Below are 18,184 nucleotides of genomic sequence, written 5' to 3' on the forward strand. Positions count from 1 at the left end.
TTATGCTTTTGTAAAAATACGAAATGGTTGTCCAATTGGCAGCACAGTTCGGCCAAAATGAGTATTGAGCACAACAGCTGCTGAACCATAAAACGAAAGCAGGGAAATGATCAATTCTGCGATACCGGCAATGGTATGAGTCACATCGTACATCACACCAAACGAGCTAAGGGAAAGACCAAGGAATAAGAAATCAATAAAGACGAAAATCAAAAATAACACTTTATGTGTTTCCATTGCACCAATCGTCATAAACAAGCTGAAAATCAAATAACCGATAAACGCAAAACCTAGTTGTTTTGGATCTGCTGCTCCCGCAAGCGTTTTCCCAAAAACGCCGGCTTGAATGAGCCAAGTCGTTCCAACGCCCATCCAAAAAAGACCGAATGCGCCAAAGGCAGTGGCTCCAAAAATATTATGATGCTTTGAATCTTGTATGGACGCGATTAGCTGCGCGATGCCTCCAAGGAAGATAGCCCAAGGTAAAATAAGGGAAGTGCCATCTGTAATTCCTAGTTTTTGTGAGGACGCAACGAGCGTCACCATTGCTAAACCAAACAAACCAAGTGGTGTTGGGTCTGCAATTGATAATCGAATAGCTTGAACATTCTGTTTTTCCATAATGACCTCCTACAATTTGCACTTACAAAAGATACTCGAATTAGACCGAAACGTCAAGCTCTTTTTTAGTAGACACTTGCATCGTCTTCCAAATAAATCTATATTTAATACATATCAAATGTGATAGAAAAAGAGGGATAAAATTGAGTAAAGGCTTAGCTGGAAAAACGATTGCCATTTGTGGAACGAGAAAAACAGAAGAAATGTGTACACTTGTCGAAAAGCAAGGGGGACAAGCCGTTATTCGTTCTCTTCAAGGAACCGTATTTTTAGCCAAAGAGGAGTTAAAGCCAGACATTGAAACCTTTGTGAAGCAAGGTGCGGATTGGGTGATTTTCACAACAGGCATCGGGACAGAAACATTGATTGAGAGTGCAGAAGAGCTTCATCTGGGGGAAGCATTTATGCACATTCTATCAAATGCGCATATTGCTTCAAGAGGGTATAAAACCTTTGCGGCACTCAAAAAACGCGGAATTCAGCCAGACGTATCTGATGAAGATGGAACGGTGCGTAATCTGATCTCAAAGCTTGAAGACAAGGAGTTTCATGGCAAACGCGTCATGGTGCAGCTTCACGGGGAAAACGCTCCGGCTCTCATCCAGTTTTTACATGACAAAGGGGCTGATGTTTTGCCGCTTTTACCTTATCAGCACACACCTCCTGAACCAGAGGCCGCAGAAACATTGCTTCAAGAAATGAAAGATGAAAAAGTCCATGCCGTCTGTTTTACAACCGCTGTTCAGGTTCACGCCTTTTTCACATTAGCGGCAAAATGGGGCAGAAAACAAGAACTCCAAGAGCTATTCGAGCAGCACGTACTGGCAGTGGCCGTCGGAAAAGTCACAGCTGAAGCTTTAAAAGAAGAGGGAATAGACAGAATTCTAGCTCCGTCACTTGAGAGAATGGGTGCAATGATTATGGAATTATCCCAATATATGAAAAAACAATCATCACATTCATAGAAAAAACGCCTTTCACCCGATCAGTGGAAGGCGTTTTTCATTAGATTGTCCGTTTTCGGTTCGTACGAATTTTTTTGAGGACAAAATAGAGAACGATCAGGACGATCGCAATGGCCATAATAGGGGTTGTATAAGCGTGAGCAACACTTTGAATGTGATCCCACTTTGTCCCAAGCTGCATACCGAGATAGATAAATAAGATCGACCAAGGGATGGCAGCTAATCCTGTCAAGAGGACAAATTTCAAAAAAGGCATTTTGGCAATACCTGCTGGAATGGAGATGGCGTGGCGGACAACAGGAATAAAGCGCGCTGTAAACACCACACCGGTTCCATATCGGTCAAACCAGCGCTCTGCAGTTGCGATATGGTGTTCATGGATGAATAAGTATTTTCCGTACTTTGTTAAAAAAGGTCTTCCGCCATAAAGGCCGATCCAGTATATAAAACACTGTGCGAGCGTACCTCCGATGACGCCAGCGATAACAGCTCCAACAAAACCGATTGTTCCTGTTGACACCATATATCCGCCATAAGCAAGAACAATTTCGCTCGGAATGATTTCAATCATCAGACCTAGTGCTACACCTACATAACCAAGGCTTGTCAGCCAGGTTAAAATTTCATTGAACAAGGTTCCCATTCATTTCACTCTGCCTTTAAATACGAATTTTCTTCAAGCATCCTTATAAAAGCCTATGCTTGTTTTGCTTTTCTCATGAGTATGCTTTCCGCTTACCTCTCACGGCTAAACCGAAAGACGCCTCATGAATGCCTGGCTTTTCCACCAAGTCTGTGACGATAAACTCTCGTCTAGCAAACTTTATCATACCATATTTGCTTGTACCTAGACGATCTACTTGCTGAACACTTGTTATGTGAAGAACTATCATGAAGTCAGTGGTCAAATCAGTAAAGAAAATATGAACAGGCTGCATCCGTTTTTTTCAACAGATCATGATATAATTTGTTAGATGAAACGAACGGGTGGTGCACAAACATGTATTTAACAATCGCAGAAACAGCTGAATACTTAGAAGTAGCTGAAGCGTATATTGAGAAATTAATCCAGCAAAAAAAGATCCGCTATGTATTTGACGGCGAATCCTATCTGATTTATCAAGGACAGTTTCAAACGCATATGAAGCAGCTTGAACAATACAAAGAGCTCGTCCAAGAGATTTTAAATGAACCGATTCCTGAAGATCCAGATGTAAAGGACGAAGATTAGAGTATTGTCATCTTTTCAAATGAAACAATTTTTACTGCACGATGACTTTTATGGAGAGGACGGACAGGCTTTCCAATCAGAGGATGATGTCATCGTCACCAAAGAAGATAAAGCACCCAAATTACAAGACGTTCGGCAAGATTTGGCGTCTTTATTAGACTTTTCAATCACTAGGTGGTTTCTTGAGGGTGATGTCATCGATGCGCTGAAACAGCACGATGAGAAAAAGATCTTAGACTCTGTTCAAAGTCTGTTTGATGAAACTCAGCATGTCGAAGTGAAATCACGAATGATAGAGAAATTGAAATCGATCAGTGAAAAAGAATTGCCTACAGCTGCTTTTATCAGCCTAATCAGCCTGCACTCATTTTCACGATCATTGGGGAAGGCTGGCAGCCGTAAGCTGTCCAGCCTGGGATAGAATGAAAACATGGCTCGACAAAGGAAGACATTTCAGCTTAATTGCACTGGATACAATGGCAAACTGCGCTAAAGGGAATAGACCAGTTCTTGTGGAACAATGTTCACCTAAAATCCTTAGAACAGATAAAAATGTAGTAGAGAACACTTTAAATGACTATCTTCAAAAAGATCGCGTTCCACGAGCCAAAATGAAAGTGTCTAAAATAATGAATAACAAAGAAGACATTTTCGAATAATTTTTCACTCATTTATTGACTGACACCGGTTTGAACAATTTTCATATGGCATTTAATTTGTACATCCGCATCAGGATAGATCTCCTGCCATTTTTCTGGTGTCATTGCTTTGTCTTTTGATCTATACCTCAAACCCAGCCCAAGCGGATCTATGTTTTGCTTTTTAAAAGATTGAACAAGGTCTTGTCCTTGCTGAGCGACACGTTTTTCAACTTTTCTTTCAACATGGTCCAATATAGAAGGTTTATCAATTTTTTTGGACTTCATAAATTCTTTTAATTCACCTTTCAGCTTAATATCAATCGTGATATGAGGCTTTTTTGTTAGGTTTTTCGTTGGTTTGATCTGGTAAGACACATGTGATTTGATATTTTCAATGACGACATGGGTCTTTGCTTGATCATCCAATTGAAACTCGTAGATGCCGTTTTTATGATTTTCAATCATGGCTTTAAATGCGAACGTTTCTTCTCCAGGGATATGACCCACCATTTTTTCTTGATCAAACAGAGCGACGCCCGAGACCTTGATGGCATTGCTTGTTTTTTTGATGTAAGGGAGGTAAGCATCTACCCCTTTTGCCAGCATCTGATTCATAAAAATATGCTGATTGGTGACAGGTTCATTGCCATTTCGCATATTTTGGGCCAAGAGATCAGAGAGATATACACCTATATTTAAGTTCGTTTGATTCATTTTTGTATATAATAAGTCTTCCACTTCTCCGCCTACAATCGCAAACACTTGGCGTGAACCAATGATAGGATCACGATAAATGTAATTCATTAAATCGATCATGCCGACTTCTTTTGCTAACTTTTCACTGACTAAAATAACGAGCACCTGGCCCATGACGACTGGAAAAGGCGATTTTTCTGACACGAGAAACTGAATATTACTAATGGTGTTTGACCTCGCACTTAATATTTGATAACTTCCTTGCTCTTCACTTTTAAAGACAGGAAAGACGAAGAAGCCCTTCATTTCGCCATCTTCTACTAAATCAAATCCTGCCGCCTGAGAGATATTTAATTCATCTAAAAGGCGAGGCTGTGCACAGCTAGTTAACAAAAGACTAAACAACATGAGACCCATGAGTATATAACGTTTCATGCTCGTTTTTTCACCCACCTTTTTTTCAGCATCAGCCCAATGACCATACAGACAATCAATCCATATATAAGAATGTATCCGCTATACTCCACCCATTGATTAAAGGCTTCAAAAGAGGTTGCCCCGGCAAAAAACGAAAACATGACCAAAATGAGGATGCTGAGACAGATTAAAGTGACGCGCTGACTCGTATGAAATACTTGTTTCGCCATTCGGCTCGCAGCCCATAATGGAATCGCGATATTTGGAATAATCAAAAACAGCCAAAGAGACACTTCAATAAAGTCAAAGCGCTGGATAAACGGAAGCTTCACAATGCTTGTTAACGTTAACGTCGGCCATTTTGTTAATTTGAGCTGAGCACTTGAGTAATACGCAATGGAGACGAGAAATACGAGTAAATTTAAGCATGTCGTAAATAATGCCCCCATATGAGCAAATTTTTGAGACGTCTGAGCTTGTTTAATAAAGGGATAATAGACAAGCAGCGTGCCAAAACCAAACATGGATAAGGAGGCATCTTTCACTCCCATCAACAGCTGCGAAAATGTATGATCAAACATCGGAAACATGAAGCGAATGTGACTATATTTCATGGCATAAAAGCAAATAAACGTCATCCAATACGTCAGTACAATGCTAAAAAATGACCATCCAGCAATGGTTCTAAAGCCGCCGGTATGAATGTAATACACAAGCAGCAGCAGTACAGACGCAAACAATAGACCAGGAATCTCTTTAAACAGCCATACATGAATCACGTCCATATAATGGATGAGAACCGTCAATGACAAAGAAGCAAAATATAAGATATAGAGAATGTTGAATAATTGCCCAACCCATTTGCCAAATACGTATTGTGTGATATCACCAAATTCATCCGAAGGGGCCTTTTTAAACATCAAGTACATGAGAAAGATCATCACATTGACGCTGATGCCAGAAATAAGAATGGCGATCCATCCATCATTATTCATAGAACGAACAAGGTTTGTTTGAAAGTTTAAAATACCGACACCAACTTGATTGGCATTAATGAGAAAAAACACAAAAAAAGGGGAAACTTGAAATTTCTCTATCACAGAAGAAGAACTCATGCTTTCACTTCCTTATTCATAAAAATCATTTTTCCCCTTACGGCCTTGCTTCGGTTTTTGCCGGTGAATCGTTTCATTTTGCGGACGTAAATTTTCCGGTCTTTTATTCAAAAAACGGAGCTGAGGACGAATCAAACTGCCCTTTAAATCAGTCAGACGCAGCGGAAAAATAGGCTCTAGATAAGGACACCCAATAGACGTTAATTTCATTAAATGGGTGAGAAGGAAAGATCCCATCACAGCAATACCTAATGCGCCCCAAATCTGTGCTGCAAGTAGAAATGGAAATCTCAGCAGGCGAATGGCATTGCCCATTTTGTAAATAGGGGTGACAAATGAGGCAAGAGCAGAAAGGGCAACAATAATGAGCAAAATATTACTTGTTAAGCCTGCTGCCACAGCAGCCTGTCCAATGACAATCCCTCCAACAATCCCGAGTGTCTGTCCGACTTTAGCTGGAAGCCTCGATCCTGCTTCTCTTAGTAATTCAATCGAAATCTCTAAAAATAGGGCCTCAATGATTGGAGGAAATGGAACAAGATAGCGCGAGGACACAATGGTTTCTAATAAATCCTTTGGGATCAGCTCATAATGAAAGGTTAAAACGGCTACATATAAAGGCGTCGCAAAAATGGAGAATATCACAGCAAATATGCGTAACAGTCTAAAGCAAGAAGCCGCAATCCACGACATATTGTAGTCTTCCATAGTGGAAAAATACTCAAGTAAAATAGTCGGAGCAAGCAAGACATGAGGCGATCCATCCACTAATATGGCAATTTTCCCTTCCGATAAACCTGAAGACACACGGTCAGGTCTTTCTGTATTCAAAAACAACGGAAAGATGGTATTGGATACATCATTAAGCATTTGAGAGAGGTAATTCGCATCTAAAATCTGATCATAATCAATGTCCTCAATTCGCTGCAGAACAGTTTCGATGTTTTGCGGGTTGGCGATTTCTTCGATATATAACACCGCTACTTTTGTTTGAGATAGCGTGCCAACCGTCTTTTCCGCCACTTTCAGGTTCGGTGTCGGCAGCCGCCGTCTGACCAAATTTAAATTGGTATCCAAAACCTCCACAAATGCTTCCTGTGCACTGATAATGCCAAATTCAATATCAGGCGGCCCTACTTGTCTGCCTTTCTTTTCTTCAATCGGTATCAGAAGCGCTTTGCCCCAGTCCGTTTCGAGCCGAATGGCCAAGTTACCTAGGTGAAGGGCTTCTTCCACTTTTTGAAGATCGGTCGTGATGACAGACTGTTCAATGGGGATTCGTTCTTTCAGCTCCTCAAGAGTGGGGGTGAGGTGCAACTCTTTCATGCAGGGCAAAATTTGTTCATGGAGTAGATGACCATTAATTAAAGAACGAAAAAAAGAGATTCGATAAAGAAAACCTTCACTTCGTGACAATTCGTTTGTAAAATCAGAGGAACGTGACAATGCCTCAAATACTGAATTTGGGTCCTTTTGATGTTGTTTGTTTTTCTTCAGCACTTGAATCATCTCCTTCCGCGATTTGCCTCTATTATCCAACCAATTGTCTGAAGATATGCATGAAAAAAAGCGTTCAGCTTGATGAGCTGGACGCTTCTTTTCCATATTGAACGGCTTCTAATAAAAAATCTGCGAGATGGACGGCACGCATGCTGGGCGATTGTCCTGAACGTTTGATACCCGCTGCCATTTGCAATTGACAGCCTGGATTGGACGTGACAATGGCAGCCGCCGCTGTTTGACTAGCTTCTCTCATTTTATGATCTAAAATTTGCATCGACATCTTTGGCTGCAAAATATTATAAATTCCGGCAGATCCGCAGCAGCGGTCGGCATCCTTCATTTCTTTAAATGATACCCCGTGAATCGACTTCATCAGCACCCTTGGCGCTTGCTCTATACCCATTCCATTTCGTAAGTGACAAGAGTCTTGATAGGTGATGATCTGCTCTGGCAAGGCAAGCGATGTACGCTGGTGAAACTTAAGCTCCACGAGAATGTCTGATATATCCGTGATTTTCTTTGAGAAGGCTTCACCTCGTTTTTGAAAAGCCAGATCATCCTGAAGCAAATGATCGTAATCACTTAAAAAGGCACCACATCCGCCCGCATTCATGACAATGGCATCTGCCTCTATCTCCTCAAATGCTTTAATATTCCGCCTTGCTAACTGTTTCGCTTGCTCCTTTTCTCCGCTATGGCCATGAAGTGCACCGCAGCACGTCTGAACAGGAGGGATGACAACGTCACAGCCGGCCAGCTGCAAAAGCTGGATGGTCGCTTCGTTTGTGCTGGAAAAAACGGTGTCCATTAAACAGCCAGTAAAAAAGGCCACACGCTTTCTTGCTGTGCCAGTGGCTTTGTATTCTAACGCACGGCTTTTTTGTTGACGCGGCACCTTTGGAAGGGCCTGCTCCATCAGCTGTAAATGCGGCGGAAGCACCTTCAGCATGCCAGACTTGCGGGCGGCCGTTTGCAGACCAGAGGTTTGATAAAACCGAAGAAGTCCAGCCGCATGACGCATTCGGCTTTGTGAAGGAAAGAGACCTTTAAACACAGCACTTCTTACAAATTTGACAGGAAGAGATTGTTTTTTGTGCTGCTGAATGATGTCTCTTGCATCCTCAAGTAAACGTCCATATTTGACGCCGGAGGGGCAGACCGGTTCACATGCACGGCAGCCAAGGCAAAGGTTCAGTGAATGTTCGACATCTTCATCCGGCTCAATCACACCGTCTCTCACCGCCTTCATTAAAGCAATCCGGCCGCGGGGAGAGTGCGTTTCTTGTTGACCGGATTCAATATAAGTAGGGCAGGAAGGGAGGCAGAAGCCGCAGCGCATGCAGTTGAGCAGCTCCTTTTCATCCATTTGCTGCTGAAAGTTTTGCTGAATCTCTGATTGTTTAGAGGAATTCATGAGACCACCACCCGCTTTCTTGCTGCTTTTCCAAACACCTTATCAGGATTCATAATATTTGCTGGATCTAGCGCTTGTTTGATTGCTTTCATTGCTGCGATTCCTTCTTTTTTGACCTTTAGCTCTAAATAGGGGGCTTTCATCAGACCCACGCCATGTTCACCCGTAATGGTGCCGCCAAGGGAGACTGCTTTTTCAAAAATGGCCTGAAAGGCTTCTTCGACCCGCTTCATTTCTTCTTCATTTCTTGCATCGGTTGCACAAGTAGGATGTAAATTCCCGTCACCAGCATGACCAAATGTACAGATTTTTACTTCGTACTCTCTCGCAATGTCTTCGATCGCCCGCACCATGTTAGCAATTTCAGACCGGGGGACTGTAGCATCTTCTAAAATCGTTGTGGGGCTTAAACGGGCGAGGGCAGATAAAGCGGCTCGTCTCGCTGTTAAAAGGGCACTTGCCTCTTCTTCAGAATGTGCGATATTTACTCCTTTTGCACCGTGCTGCTGACAGACCTTTGCGATGTTCTTTATATCACGGGAAACGGCCTCAGGGTTGCCGTCCTGTTCGATTAATAGCACCGCTTGAACGTCAGTCGGCAGGCCGATTTTGGCAAAGTCTTCGACGACTTTCAGTGTCGGCTGATCCATAAATTCTAATGTGGCGGGGATAATACGCTCTGCAATAATCGCCGAAACTGATGCGGCTGCTTCCTCTAGGCTTTCATATAAGCAAAGCATCGTTTGTTTGGTTTCTGGAAGCGGCAAAAGCTTCAGCGTGGCTTCTGTGACAATTCCGAGCGTTCCTTCTGATCCAACAAATAAACGGGTCATATCATACCCGGCCACGTCCTTAGCGAGCTTGCCGCCCGTTTTGATGATGTCACCGTTTGGCAGCACCACTTCAAGTCCAAGTACATAATCTCTCGTCACGCCATATTTTAACCCCCGGAGACCACCTGAATTTTCATTAATATTGCCGCCTAACGTGGAGATTTTCATTGAGCTTGGATCTGGTGGGTAGAAGAGACCTCTTGCCTCTACTTGGCGAATGAGTTCCTGTGTGATCAAACCAGGCTGGACCGTTGCGGTGAGGTTTTCTTCGTCTATTTCGATTAATTGGTTCATTCTTGTAAACAACATCACAAGTCCGCCTTGTGTAGGACAGGTTCCTGCACAAAGGTTCGTTCCTGATCCTCTTGGCACGATCGGCACCTTATATGAGGCGCAGAGCCGGACGATTTGCTGGATTTCCTCAGCCGCGTGCGGGCTCACGATGATATCCGGTAGATGCTGAAAATTAGGCGTTGCATCATAAGAGTAGGCAAGCCGATCGGCTTTACTGTCTTGTACATAGGGCGCACCGACAATCTTTTTTAATTGACTTAAAAATTCAGAATTTAACATGCGCATTCACTCCTACTGATTAGACATACCGTTTCTTTCAGTATAAAAAAAGAATCGCCTCATGCCTATGGACGATTCTACAAAATATTGGGCTGTTCGCCTCGTTTATTTGGATGATGATCTAATAGCATCAAGGCTAAATAAAAGAGCATCGCATCTTGCATGCGTTTTGGATCAAGTGCCGTTAAATCTTGGATACGTTTTAGTCTGTAATGCAGTGTATTGATATGTACGTGCATCGCTTCCGCGGTATACTTCAATGAGTAATCTGATGTCATGAGTACACGCAATGTTTTCACTAGTTCAGGGTAGGGGAGAAGTGGGGCGATCGTTCGATCAAGGAACACTTCTTTTGTTTCCTGACTCACTTCTTCTATAAAAAGTTCAAGTGTTAAATCCTCATCAAACACAATCGGTGTATCCACATGTGCCAATTTTAAGGCACGAAAGGCTTGATGAAAGGATTGCTTCATCATATGTCCAGCTGCAGGTTTTCCCGCACCTATCAAAACCTTTGATGTGGAACGTGAGGTGAGGGAAGCATGGATGTGAAAAAGACGCTGCTGCAAGGTATCACGTTCATCTGCTGTGGTTTGCAGCATGAGCAAAAAGCGGGCATGTCCCCAGCGGACGATCATTTCCTGACTTGTGAGATGCAGCATTTCCTTTACTTTTTTGTATTGATCCTGCTTCATAAACGCTTCATCGTGACAATCAATGAGGACGACGACACGCTGTTTTTTGACATCAAGCTGAAGCCGCGCTGCTTTTTCAGTGAGATTGATTGCTGTCTCTGGCAGATGAAGCCAGTCGAACACAAACGCTTCAAGCTGCCGTTCATCGGTTTCCGTTTCTAGAAAAAATTCATGCTCTTGAATAAGCAGTTCGGTCATTTTTCGTAATATTTCGCCAAATGGAGAGACATGGACGGGATTTCCTGTCATCCCAATCACACCAATGACCTCTTGCTTAAAATAAATAGGCAGATTGATGCCGGCTTTGACCCCTTTCATTTGCTGCTCATCATTCTTTGTGAGGATTCGTTTTTGTCCTTCAAAGGATGTCAAATACGCCCCTTCATGAAATTGACCAATGCGCGCTGGATCTGTTGCCGCAATGATGGTGCCGTTTGTTTGTGCGATGATGATTTCCTCAGTCAGCACTTTTTTGACCTCGTCTACGATTTTTTCTGCCAGTGTCATTGTGAGCAAAACGTACCCCTCCGAGATGTTTCTTTTGACACTATCATACCATCATATGCTGAGTCATATCTTTCTTTTCATGAGTTATGCTAAAATAATAAACGCACATGAATGAGAAGAAAGGAGACATAGCCATGTCATTGCAAAATCGCTTACAAGATCTATTGAAAGAAGGACAAGCGCTGACAGACTTTGAATATGACGAAGCGGCGCGCCACAATTGGCCTTTAGAAGGTGCAAGAATAAAGGAAGAGGCACGCTTTAGCGATGTATATATAGAGCGTGTAGACAAAGAATCCGAGGACATGATTCAAACAGAAGGCGCCTCATTTCTAAACACACCGCTTACATATGTAAAACAACATCAAAAAGAATTCATTTATATCGAATCAAAGTGGTTTGATGTGGTGAGAGTCGATGGATTAGCCATTGAATGGGACGAAGTGTTTCAAACGTATACCGTGTTATTAGGTTTAAAACGTCCTAAAAAAGACACAGGTATTTTAAAAGACATGCTGGCTTCATTAAATGGTGCGCAGCTTCAATTTAATGGGCAAGACGGCTTATTCGATGTGAATTTACAGCTTCTTGAACTTGAGGACATCCATGAAGATATGCCTTTTATTGAAGTCATCTCAGCCGTGTACCGTTTTTTATTCCGCATGATCATGCAGCTTGAAATGAATGAATCAAAAAACGGCTCAAATTCCTGAGCCGTTTTTTTGTGATCCATTTATTTACGTCTTCTCATTTGATGAAGGCGTGGCAAACCGTACATCATGATCTTTTCCATATTGAAGATAATCTTCATTTGGCTGTTTATTCGTCACGACGACATCAAGATCGTGTAAATCACAAAACGTGGTCAAAGCGTAGTGATCGAACTTACTATCATCAACTAATAAAAACGTTTTGGCACTTTTTTCAACAACTGTCTTTTTAATATCCGTTTCAAGCGGGGACGAATTCGTGACTCCGTGATCAATGGATAAACCAGTTGATGCGATAAAGGCTTTATTGACATTGTAAGCTTTCAAACGCTCTACACTTTGATAGCCAACGAAAGAATTCGTTTTTCTCTCAAGCATCCCGCCGGTGGAAAAGATAGTGAGATTTTCATAAGGCATCGCCTGTGTAATAAAATCTACATTATTGGTCACAACGGTCACCTGTTTCTCAGTCAAATAGGGAAGCATTTCAAGTGTTGTCGTACCAGAATCAACAAAAATCATATCCCCATTTTCCACAAAAGCAGCAGCCGTTTGTCCGATCAATTGCTTTTTACTGAGCTGGCGGGTCTTTCGCTCTTGATATACTACTAATGTTGAATGGTTCACAGCGACTCCGCCGTACACTTTCTTTAGTACGCCGGACTCGACCAATGCTTGTACATCTCGGCGTATCGTGTTTTTTGAGACGCCAAAATGCGCCACAAGCTCATCAAGTGAGGCAGATTCCCGGTCAAACACATACTCTTTGATTTGCTGAATCCGTTTTGTTTTTATCATGCTTCATATCTCCAATCCATCCGAATCTCCTTTTTCCATTATACCAAATGGCTTCTCTTTTCCCCATCTCAATAAAAGCGTATGATAGAGAAAAGAACGTAACGGAAAGGATTTTCACTTCTATGAATCAATCAAACAACCCATTTTCAAAGCTTGCGAATTTTAGAGAAGTAGGGGGACTTCAAACAACAGGTGAGATGGTGATCAGGCAGGGAATGATTTATCGATCCGCAGATCTATCGCGTCTCACAAAACAAGATATGTTGACGTTCTCAAAGCTTAGGATTCAAACCATTTGTGATCTCCGAACAAGCTCAGAACGCAAATCACATCCGCCAAAAATCAAGGAACACAACAAAATCGTTCATATCCCGATGCAGCCAGACAGTAAGATGCCAAGTAAGTGGACCATGTTTCGTATGCTGACAACTGAAGGGAAATCTCTCTCATTTACACCGATTATGAAAGATTTATATCAAAGTATGCTCACAGAGCGTAAAGAAGAGATTCAGCAGCTGTTCTCACTGCTTTCAGATAAGAGCAATTACCCGCTGATGCTTCACTGCACGAGCGGTAAGGACCGGACAGGCTTTTTATCTGCCCTTATTCAATTAGCAGCAGGTGTACCGATGCCGGCCGTTTTAAGTGAATATATGCGTTCCAATGAAGGTGTGAAAATGCTTGTCAGAAGGCAGCAGCGATTTGTCCGCATGATGAGTTTATACCGGGTGTCAAAAGAGCAAATTCAACCGCTTCTCGGTGTGCAGCAAGATTATCTGGAAGATGTGCTAAACGAGATGATGGCGACATACGGAAGTACAGAGCGATATTTAATCGAGGCTTGCGAAATACCTGAAGCTCAGCTCAAGGAAATGAAAAACATCCTGCTGACACCATCTGCTGGCATTCGATCTCAAAAAGCGGAATAAACTGAATATGAGGTGATGCAAAAAATGCTGAAAAAAATCAGTATGACGTGTCTAACACTAATTTTGATGTTTGTATTCTTATTGATTCCTTCTAGCAGTCTAGCTCGTCCAATGCCAAAAGGGAAGCTTGAAAGCACAAGAGAGATGCGCGCGGTATGGATCGCATCGGTTTATAACTTAGATTGGCCTTCAAAGAAAGGACTGCCTGTCAAAGAGCAGAAACAAGAGTTTATTCATTTGTTAGATGAGATCAAAGCGATGAATATGAATGCCGTGATCATGCAAATTAAACCGACAGCAGATGCCTTTTATCCTTCGGCATACGGCCCGTGGTCCGAATATTTGACCGGGACACAAGGGAAAGATCCCGGGTATGACCCGCTTGAATTCATGATCGAAGAAGCTCATAAACGCGGGCTCGAATTTCACGCTTGGTTTAACCCGTATCGAATCACAATGAATCATACCGACCTCAGCCGTTTATCAGCCGATCACCCTGCAAAAAAACATCCAGATTGGACCATTGCGTACGGGAATCAGCTTTATTACAACCCAGGCATTCCTAAAGCTCAGGAGTTCATTGTCGGCGGCATAGAAGAAGTCGTGAAAAACTACGATATTGATGCAGTGCATATGGATGATTATTTTTACCCGAATAAAATAGCCGGTGTGCCGTTTCCAGATCAAGAAACGTATGAAACATATGGAAAAAAGGCATTCACGCATATAGAAGATTGGCGAAGAGATAATGTGAACCAATTGGTCAAGCAAATCAACGACACCGTGAAGAAAGTAAAGCCGTATGTGAAGTTTGGTATTAGCCCATTTGGAGTCTGGCGCAACATAAAGGATGATCCGACTGGTTCAAACACCACAGCAGGGATGACCAACTATGATGATTTGTATGCTGATACAAGAGAGTGGATTCAGCAGCACGATATCGATTATGTCACCCCGCAAATTTACTGGAGCATCGGCTTTCAGGCAGCCGCATACGATGTGCTAACAAAATGGTGGTCAAATGAAGTGAAGGGAGAGCCTGTTCACCTGTACATCGGTCAGGCGACGTATAAAATTAATCAAAACAGTGATCCTGCTTGGTCTGATCCAGAAGAATACTTTCGGCAGATCAAACTGAACAGACAGTCGCCTCTCGTGCAGGGAAGCATGCACTTTAGCCTAAAGGATATCAATCGCAACCCTTTGAATGTCAAAAATCGATTGATAGAAGATGCTTACCGTAAACCGGCTCTCATTCCAGAAATGCCTTGGCTTCATCAGAAAGCGCCAAAAAAACCAATCATTCAATCTATTAAAAAGACAGCAGAGGGTGCGGCTTTACAGATCAAAAATGATCCACAATCTACCGCATCCTATTACGCGGTCTATCGCTTGACGACGAAAGGAACATATGAATTGCTGCAAACCGTTAGAAAAAAAGCCGGCACGCTGACATCTGTCAAAAATCTTTCAGTTCATCAGAATAAGAGTGATACTTACAAAGTAACGGCTCTCAATCGACTTCATCACGAAAGCAAGCCTTCTACAATAAAAGTGAGATAACGAAAAAGCATGAATGAGGATTTTCTCCGTTCATGCTTTTTTCTATTATTTTTGTTTTAATATTCTGAATTCAGCCAAGCTTGGCATGAAGCAGCCACTTGATTAATAAATATGATAGAAAAGAGCCAAAGGGGGAAACATGATGGATTTTGAATTAACGAAAGAACAACAAATGATCCGGCAGATGGTCAAAGAATTCGCCAAGGAAGAAATTGCTCCACTCGCTCAAACCATTGATGAACAGGCTGTATTCCCGGTCCAAACTTTTCAAAAAATGGGAGAGCTCGGCTTGATGGGCATCCCTTTTCCAGAGAAATACGGAGGCTCAGGAGGAGATACAATCTCATATGCGCTCGCTGTAGAAGAAATCGGAAAACAGTGTGCCAGTACAGGCCTTAGCTATGCCGCAGCCGTTTCCTTAGGCGCAAGCCCGCTTTATTACTTCGGTACAGAGGAGCAAAAGATGGATCACCTTGTCCCGCTGGCATCTGGAACAGCACTCGGTTCCTTCGGATTAACAGAGCCAAATGCAGGGTCAGATGCAAAAGGGACGAAAACAAAAGCGGTCAAAGACGGACAAGAGTATGTGATTAGCGGGGAGAAGTGCTGGATCACAAATGCCAATTTTGCCAGAACCATTATCGTCACCGCTGTCACGGATCGTGATGAGCACGGCCGCCCGATCATCTCCGCCTTCATTGTAGAAAAAGGTCAAAAAGGGCTGTCCATTACAAATCCATACGACAAAATGGGGGTGCGCGGTTCAGATACGGCTGAAATCATTTTAGACAGCGTACGTGTACCAGCACATCATATATTAGGAGACCCAGCCAAAGGCTTCAAGCAATTTTTATATACATTAGACGGAGGACGCATATCAATTGCTGCCTTATCTGTTGGTATCGCGCAAGCTGCACTAGATGCTTCTCTCTCCTATGCAAAGGAAAGAAAGCAATTTGGGCAGACCCTCTCGTCCTTTCAAGCCATTCAATTTAAACTGGCAGATATGGCGATGCAAATAGAACTTGCTCGTCAAATGGTGTGGAAAGCCGCCTGGCTGAAAGATCATGGAAAGCCATTTACAAAAGAAGCTGCCTATGCCAAGCTTTTCGCTTCGGAAATGGCGACACAAGCAAGTCTTGATGCTGTCCAAATTCACGGAGGAACAGGCTACATGAAAGAGTGCGGGGTAGAACGGCTTGTGAGAGATGCCAAGCTCATGGAAATCGGAGAAGGCACCTCTGAAATTCAGCGTTTAGTCATCGCAAGACAATTGTTAGCTTAATCCTGTTATGAAAACGCTTACCATTGATGGAGGAGGAAAATCATGATGTCGATTCATCCACAAACGATCGGCTCCCTATTAAAAGAGAAAAAGGAGCAGCACCCAGCACATGAAGCCATTGTGTATCCAGAACGTTCATTACGTTATTCATACGAAGCGTTTTTTAGAGAGGTCAAGGAAACAGGGAAAGGTCTTATGGCATTAGGGGTTGAAAAAGGGGATCATATCGCCATCATGGCGCCCAATGTACCTGAATGGCTCATGCTGCAATTCGCCTGCGCCTCCATTGGAGCCGTTCTTGTCACCGTGAATACGAACTTTCAATCACAAGAACTCGCTTACTTACTAAAGCACTCTGATAGCAGCATGCTGTTTATCGTTGACGGGTTTAAAGAGACATCATATGTCAGGATGCTTGAAAACCTCATTCCAGAGCTTCAAACAGCTCATCAAGACGAGATCAGTTCATCATCATTTCCATATTTAAAAAGTGTCGTATATATTGGCGAGCACACGCCAAAGGGCATGCGCAGCTGGGACAGTATTCAAGCTGCTGCTAAAAGAATGGAGGATGATGCATGGGAGAAACGAATGGATGAGCTGGCGCCTGATGACGTTATTAATATGCAATATACCTCTGGCACAACCGGCTACCCAAAAGGTGTCATGCTCAGCCATACAAACATTGTCTGCAATGCCAGTCAGATCGCAGATTGCATGAAGCTCACCCATGAAGACCGCATGTGTATCCCCGTGCCGTTCTTTCATTGCTTTGGATCTGTTCTTGGCGTACTTGCTTGTCTCGCAAAAGGAGGCACGATCATTCCAATTGAATCTTTCCACCCAGAGCGAGTCCTTCAAACAGTGGAACAAGAGAAGTGCACTGTTCTTCATGGCGTCCCGACAATGTTCATTGCAGAGCTTGATTATCCGAATTTCCACCAATACGATCTGTCCACATTACGAACAGGCATTATGGCAGGATCTCTTTGCCCATCCCATGTGATGAAAGCAGTCATTGAACAAATGGGACTGAAGGAGCTCACGATTGCCTACGGTCAAACCGAAAGCTCACCTGTCATTACCCAAACTAGAACGGATGATTCATTTGAAAGGCGGGTTCAAACAGTCGGTCGGGCACTTCCTCACATCGAGGTGAAAATCACTGCACCAGGTACGCCGGATGAAGTACCAAGAGGAGAACAAGGCGAGCTGTGTACAAGAGGCTATCATGTGATGAAAGGCTACTATAAAAATGAAGAAGCCACAAATGAAGTCATTGATGAGGACGGGTGGCTTCATACAGGGGATTTAGCGGAGATGGATGAGGATGGCTATGTGAAAATCACAGGACGGCTGAAAGATATGATCATTAGAGGCGGGGAAAATGTTTATCCAAAAGAGATTGAAGACGTTCTTTACACGCATCCAGCCATTCTTGATGCACAGGTTGTTGGTATTCCTGACGAGACCTACGGAGAGGAAGCCGCCGCATTCATTCGGCTCAAACAAGGTCACACGGTGACGATTGAGTCATTAACCAGCTATTGTCAGTCACAAATGGCTCGCTACAAAATTCCAAAATATTTTTTCATCACAGATGAGTATCCGATGACCGCATCAGGGAAGATTCAAAAATTTCGTCTGAAAAAACAGGCGCTTGATCTAATAAAGGAGTGAGGGCAGCG

At 42.9% G+C, this 18,184-nt stretch carries 17 protein-coding genes; 8 read left to right on the top strand and 9 right to left on the bottom strand.

All coding sequences use genetic code 11. From position 1 onward, the window contains the following. Positions 1-621, bottom strand: coding sequence for an acetate uptake transporter (locus tag C6Y01_RS00600; protein ID WP_060596503.1), 621 nt, complete (start codon positions 619-621; stop codon positions 1-3). Between the two features lie 143 nt (positions 622-764). On the opposite strand from C6Y01_RS00600, the gene C6Y01_RS00605 reads away from it, so the two are divergent. Then, positions 765-1,586 carry a uroporphyrinogen-III synthase gene (locus C6Y01_RS00605; protein ID WP_034660866.1) on the top strand — a complete coding sequence of 274 codons (822 nt, stop codon included), beginning with the start codon at positions 765-767 and terminating at the stop codon, positions 1,584-1,586. A gap of 40 nt (positions 1,587-1,626) precedes the next feature. Here the strand turns inward: C6Y01_RS00605 and uptA are convergent, their stop codons facing one another. Next, positions 1,627-2,229, bottom strand: coding sequence for an undecaprenyl phosphate transporter UptA (gene uptA / locus C6Y01_RS00610; protein ID WP_095285257.1), 603 nt, complete (start codon positions 2,227-2,229; stop codon positions 1,627-1,629). A gap of 357 nt (positions 2,230-2,586) precedes the next feature. Here uptA and C6Y01_RS00620 point away from each other — a divergent pair, with 357 nt between their 5' ends. Further along, positions 2,587-2,817 carry an excisionase family DNA-binding protein gene (locus C6Y01_RS00620; protein WP_034660863.1) on the top strand — a complete coding sequence of 77 codons (231 nt, stop codon included), beginning with the start codon at positions 2,587-2,589 and terminating at the stop codon, positions 2,815-2,817. 4 nt (positions 2,818-2,821) lie between these two features. Continuing rightward, complete coding sequence (locus tag C6Y01_RS00625; protein WP_106037697.1) at positions 2,822-3,238, top strand: hypothetical protein; 417 nt, start codon at positions 2,822-2,824, stop codon at positions 3,236-3,238. Between the two features lie 250 nt (positions 3,239-3,488). Here C6Y01_RS00625 and C6Y01_RS00635 read toward each other — a convergent pair whose 3' ends face one another. The 6 genes from C6Y01_RS00635 to C6Y01_RS00660 all read right to left on the bottom strand — a co-directional run bounded on the left by C6Y01_RS00635 (position 3,489) and on the right by C6Y01_RS00660 (position 11,220). Next, complete coding sequence (locus C6Y01_RS00635; protein WP_045209976.1) at positions 3,489-4,589, bottom strand: Ger(x)C family spore germination protein; 1,101 nt, start codon at positions 4,587-4,589, stop codon at positions 3,489-3,491. Next, positions 4,586-5,686: a GerAB/ArcD/ProY family transporter gene (locus C6Y01_RS00640; protein WP_106037699.1), complete on the bottom strand. Its 1,101-nt coding sequence runs from the start codon at positions 5,684-5,686 to the stop codon at positions 4,586-4,588. Before C6Y01_RS00640 ends, C6Y01_RS00635 begins: the two co-directional genes overlap by 4 nt. Positions 5,687-5,698: 12 nt before the next feature. Then, positions 5,699-7,186: a spore germination protein gene (locus C6Y01_RS00645; protein ID WP_106037911.1), complete on the bottom strand. Its 1,488-nt coding sequence runs from the start codon at positions 7,184-7,186 to the stop codon at positions 5,699-5,701. A 73-nt stretch (positions 7,187-7,259) separates the two neighbouring features. Continuing rightward, positions 7,260-8,603 (bottom strand): (Fe-S)-binding protein, encoded by a 1,344-nt coding sequence (locus C6Y01_RS00650; RefSeq protein WP_034660860.1) that lies wholly within the window; start codon positions 8,601-8,603, stop codon positions 7,260-7,262. After that, positions 8,600-10,009 carry a glycolate oxidase subunit GlcD gene (gene glcD / locus C6Y01_RS00655; protein ID WP_034660859.1) on the bottom strand — a complete coding sequence of 470 codons (1,410 nt, stop codon included), beginning with the start codon at positions 10,007-10,009 and terminating at the stop codon, positions 8,600-8,602. The genes C6Y01_RS00650 and glcD overlap by 4 nt, the downstream gene beginning before the upstream one ends. 77 nt (positions 10,010-10,086) lie before the next feature. Beyond that, positions 10,087-11,220 carry a CdaR family transcriptional regulator gene (locus C6Y01_RS00660; RefSeq protein ID WP_034660858.1) on the bottom strand — a complete coding sequence of 378 codons (1,134 nt, stop codon included), beginning with the start codon at positions 11,218-11,220 and terminating at the stop codon, positions 10,087-10,089. A gap of 125 nt (positions 11,221-11,345) precedes the next feature. Here C6Y01_RS00660 and C6Y01_RS00665 point away from each other — a divergent pair, with 125 nt between their 5' ends. Continuing rightward, complete coding sequence (locus tag C6Y01_RS00665; protein ID WP_106037700.1) at positions 11,346-11,924, top strand: branched-chain amino acid aminotransferase; 579 nt, start codon at positions 11,346-11,348, stop codon at positions 11,922-11,924. A gap of 24 nt (positions 11,925-11,948) precedes the next feature. On the opposite strand, the gene C6Y01_RS00670 is transcribed toward C6Y01_RS00665, so the two are convergent. Next, the gene (locus tag C6Y01_RS00670) at positions 11,949-12,719 is read right to left on the bottom strand and encodes a DeoR/GlpR family DNA-binding transcription regulator (protein WP_095285250.1); all 771 of its coding nucleotides are present in this window, start codon (positions 12,717-12,719) and stop codon (positions 11,949-11,951) included. A 122-nt stretch (positions 12,720-12,841) separates the two neighbouring features. On the opposite strand from C6Y01_RS00670, the gene C6Y01_RS00675 reads away from it, so the two are divergent. The 4 genes from C6Y01_RS00675 to C6Y01_RS00690 all read left to right on the top strand — a co-directional run bounded on the left by C6Y01_RS00675 (position 12,842) and on the right by C6Y01_RS00690 (position 18,176). Then, positions 12,842-13,648: a tyrosine-protein phosphatase gene (locus C6Y01_RS00675; RefSeq protein ID WP_095285249.1), complete on the top strand. Its 807-nt coding sequence runs from the start codon at positions 12,842-12,844 to the stop codon at positions 13,646-13,648. Between the two features lie 24 nt (positions 13,649-13,672). Further along, positions 13,673-15,211 carry a glycoside hydrolase family 10-like protein gene (locus tag C6Y01_RS00680; protein ID WP_106037701.1) on the top strand — a complete coding sequence of 513 codons (1,539 nt, stop codon included), beginning with the start codon at positions 13,673-13,675 and terminating at the stop codon, positions 15,209-15,211. Between the two features lie 142 nt (positions 15,212-15,353). Further along, positions 15,354-16,496: an acyl-CoA dehydrogenase family protein gene (locus tag C6Y01_RS00685; protein ID WP_106037702.1), complete on the top strand. Its 1,143-nt coding sequence runs from the start codon at positions 15,354-15,356 to the stop codon at positions 16,494-16,496. Between the two features lie 42 nt (positions 16,497-16,538). After that, a complete protein-coding gene (locus C6Y01_RS00690; protein ID WP_106037703.1) occupies positions 16,539-18,176 on the top strand; it encodes an AMP-binding protein in 1,638 nt (545 codons plus the stop codon). Positions 18,177-18,184 lie beyond the last annotated feature (8 nt).

Source organism: Bacillus sp. NMCC46, from assembly GCF_002998465.1.
Classification (GTDB): Bacteria; Bacillota; Bacilli; order Bacillales; family Bacillaceae; genus Bacillus.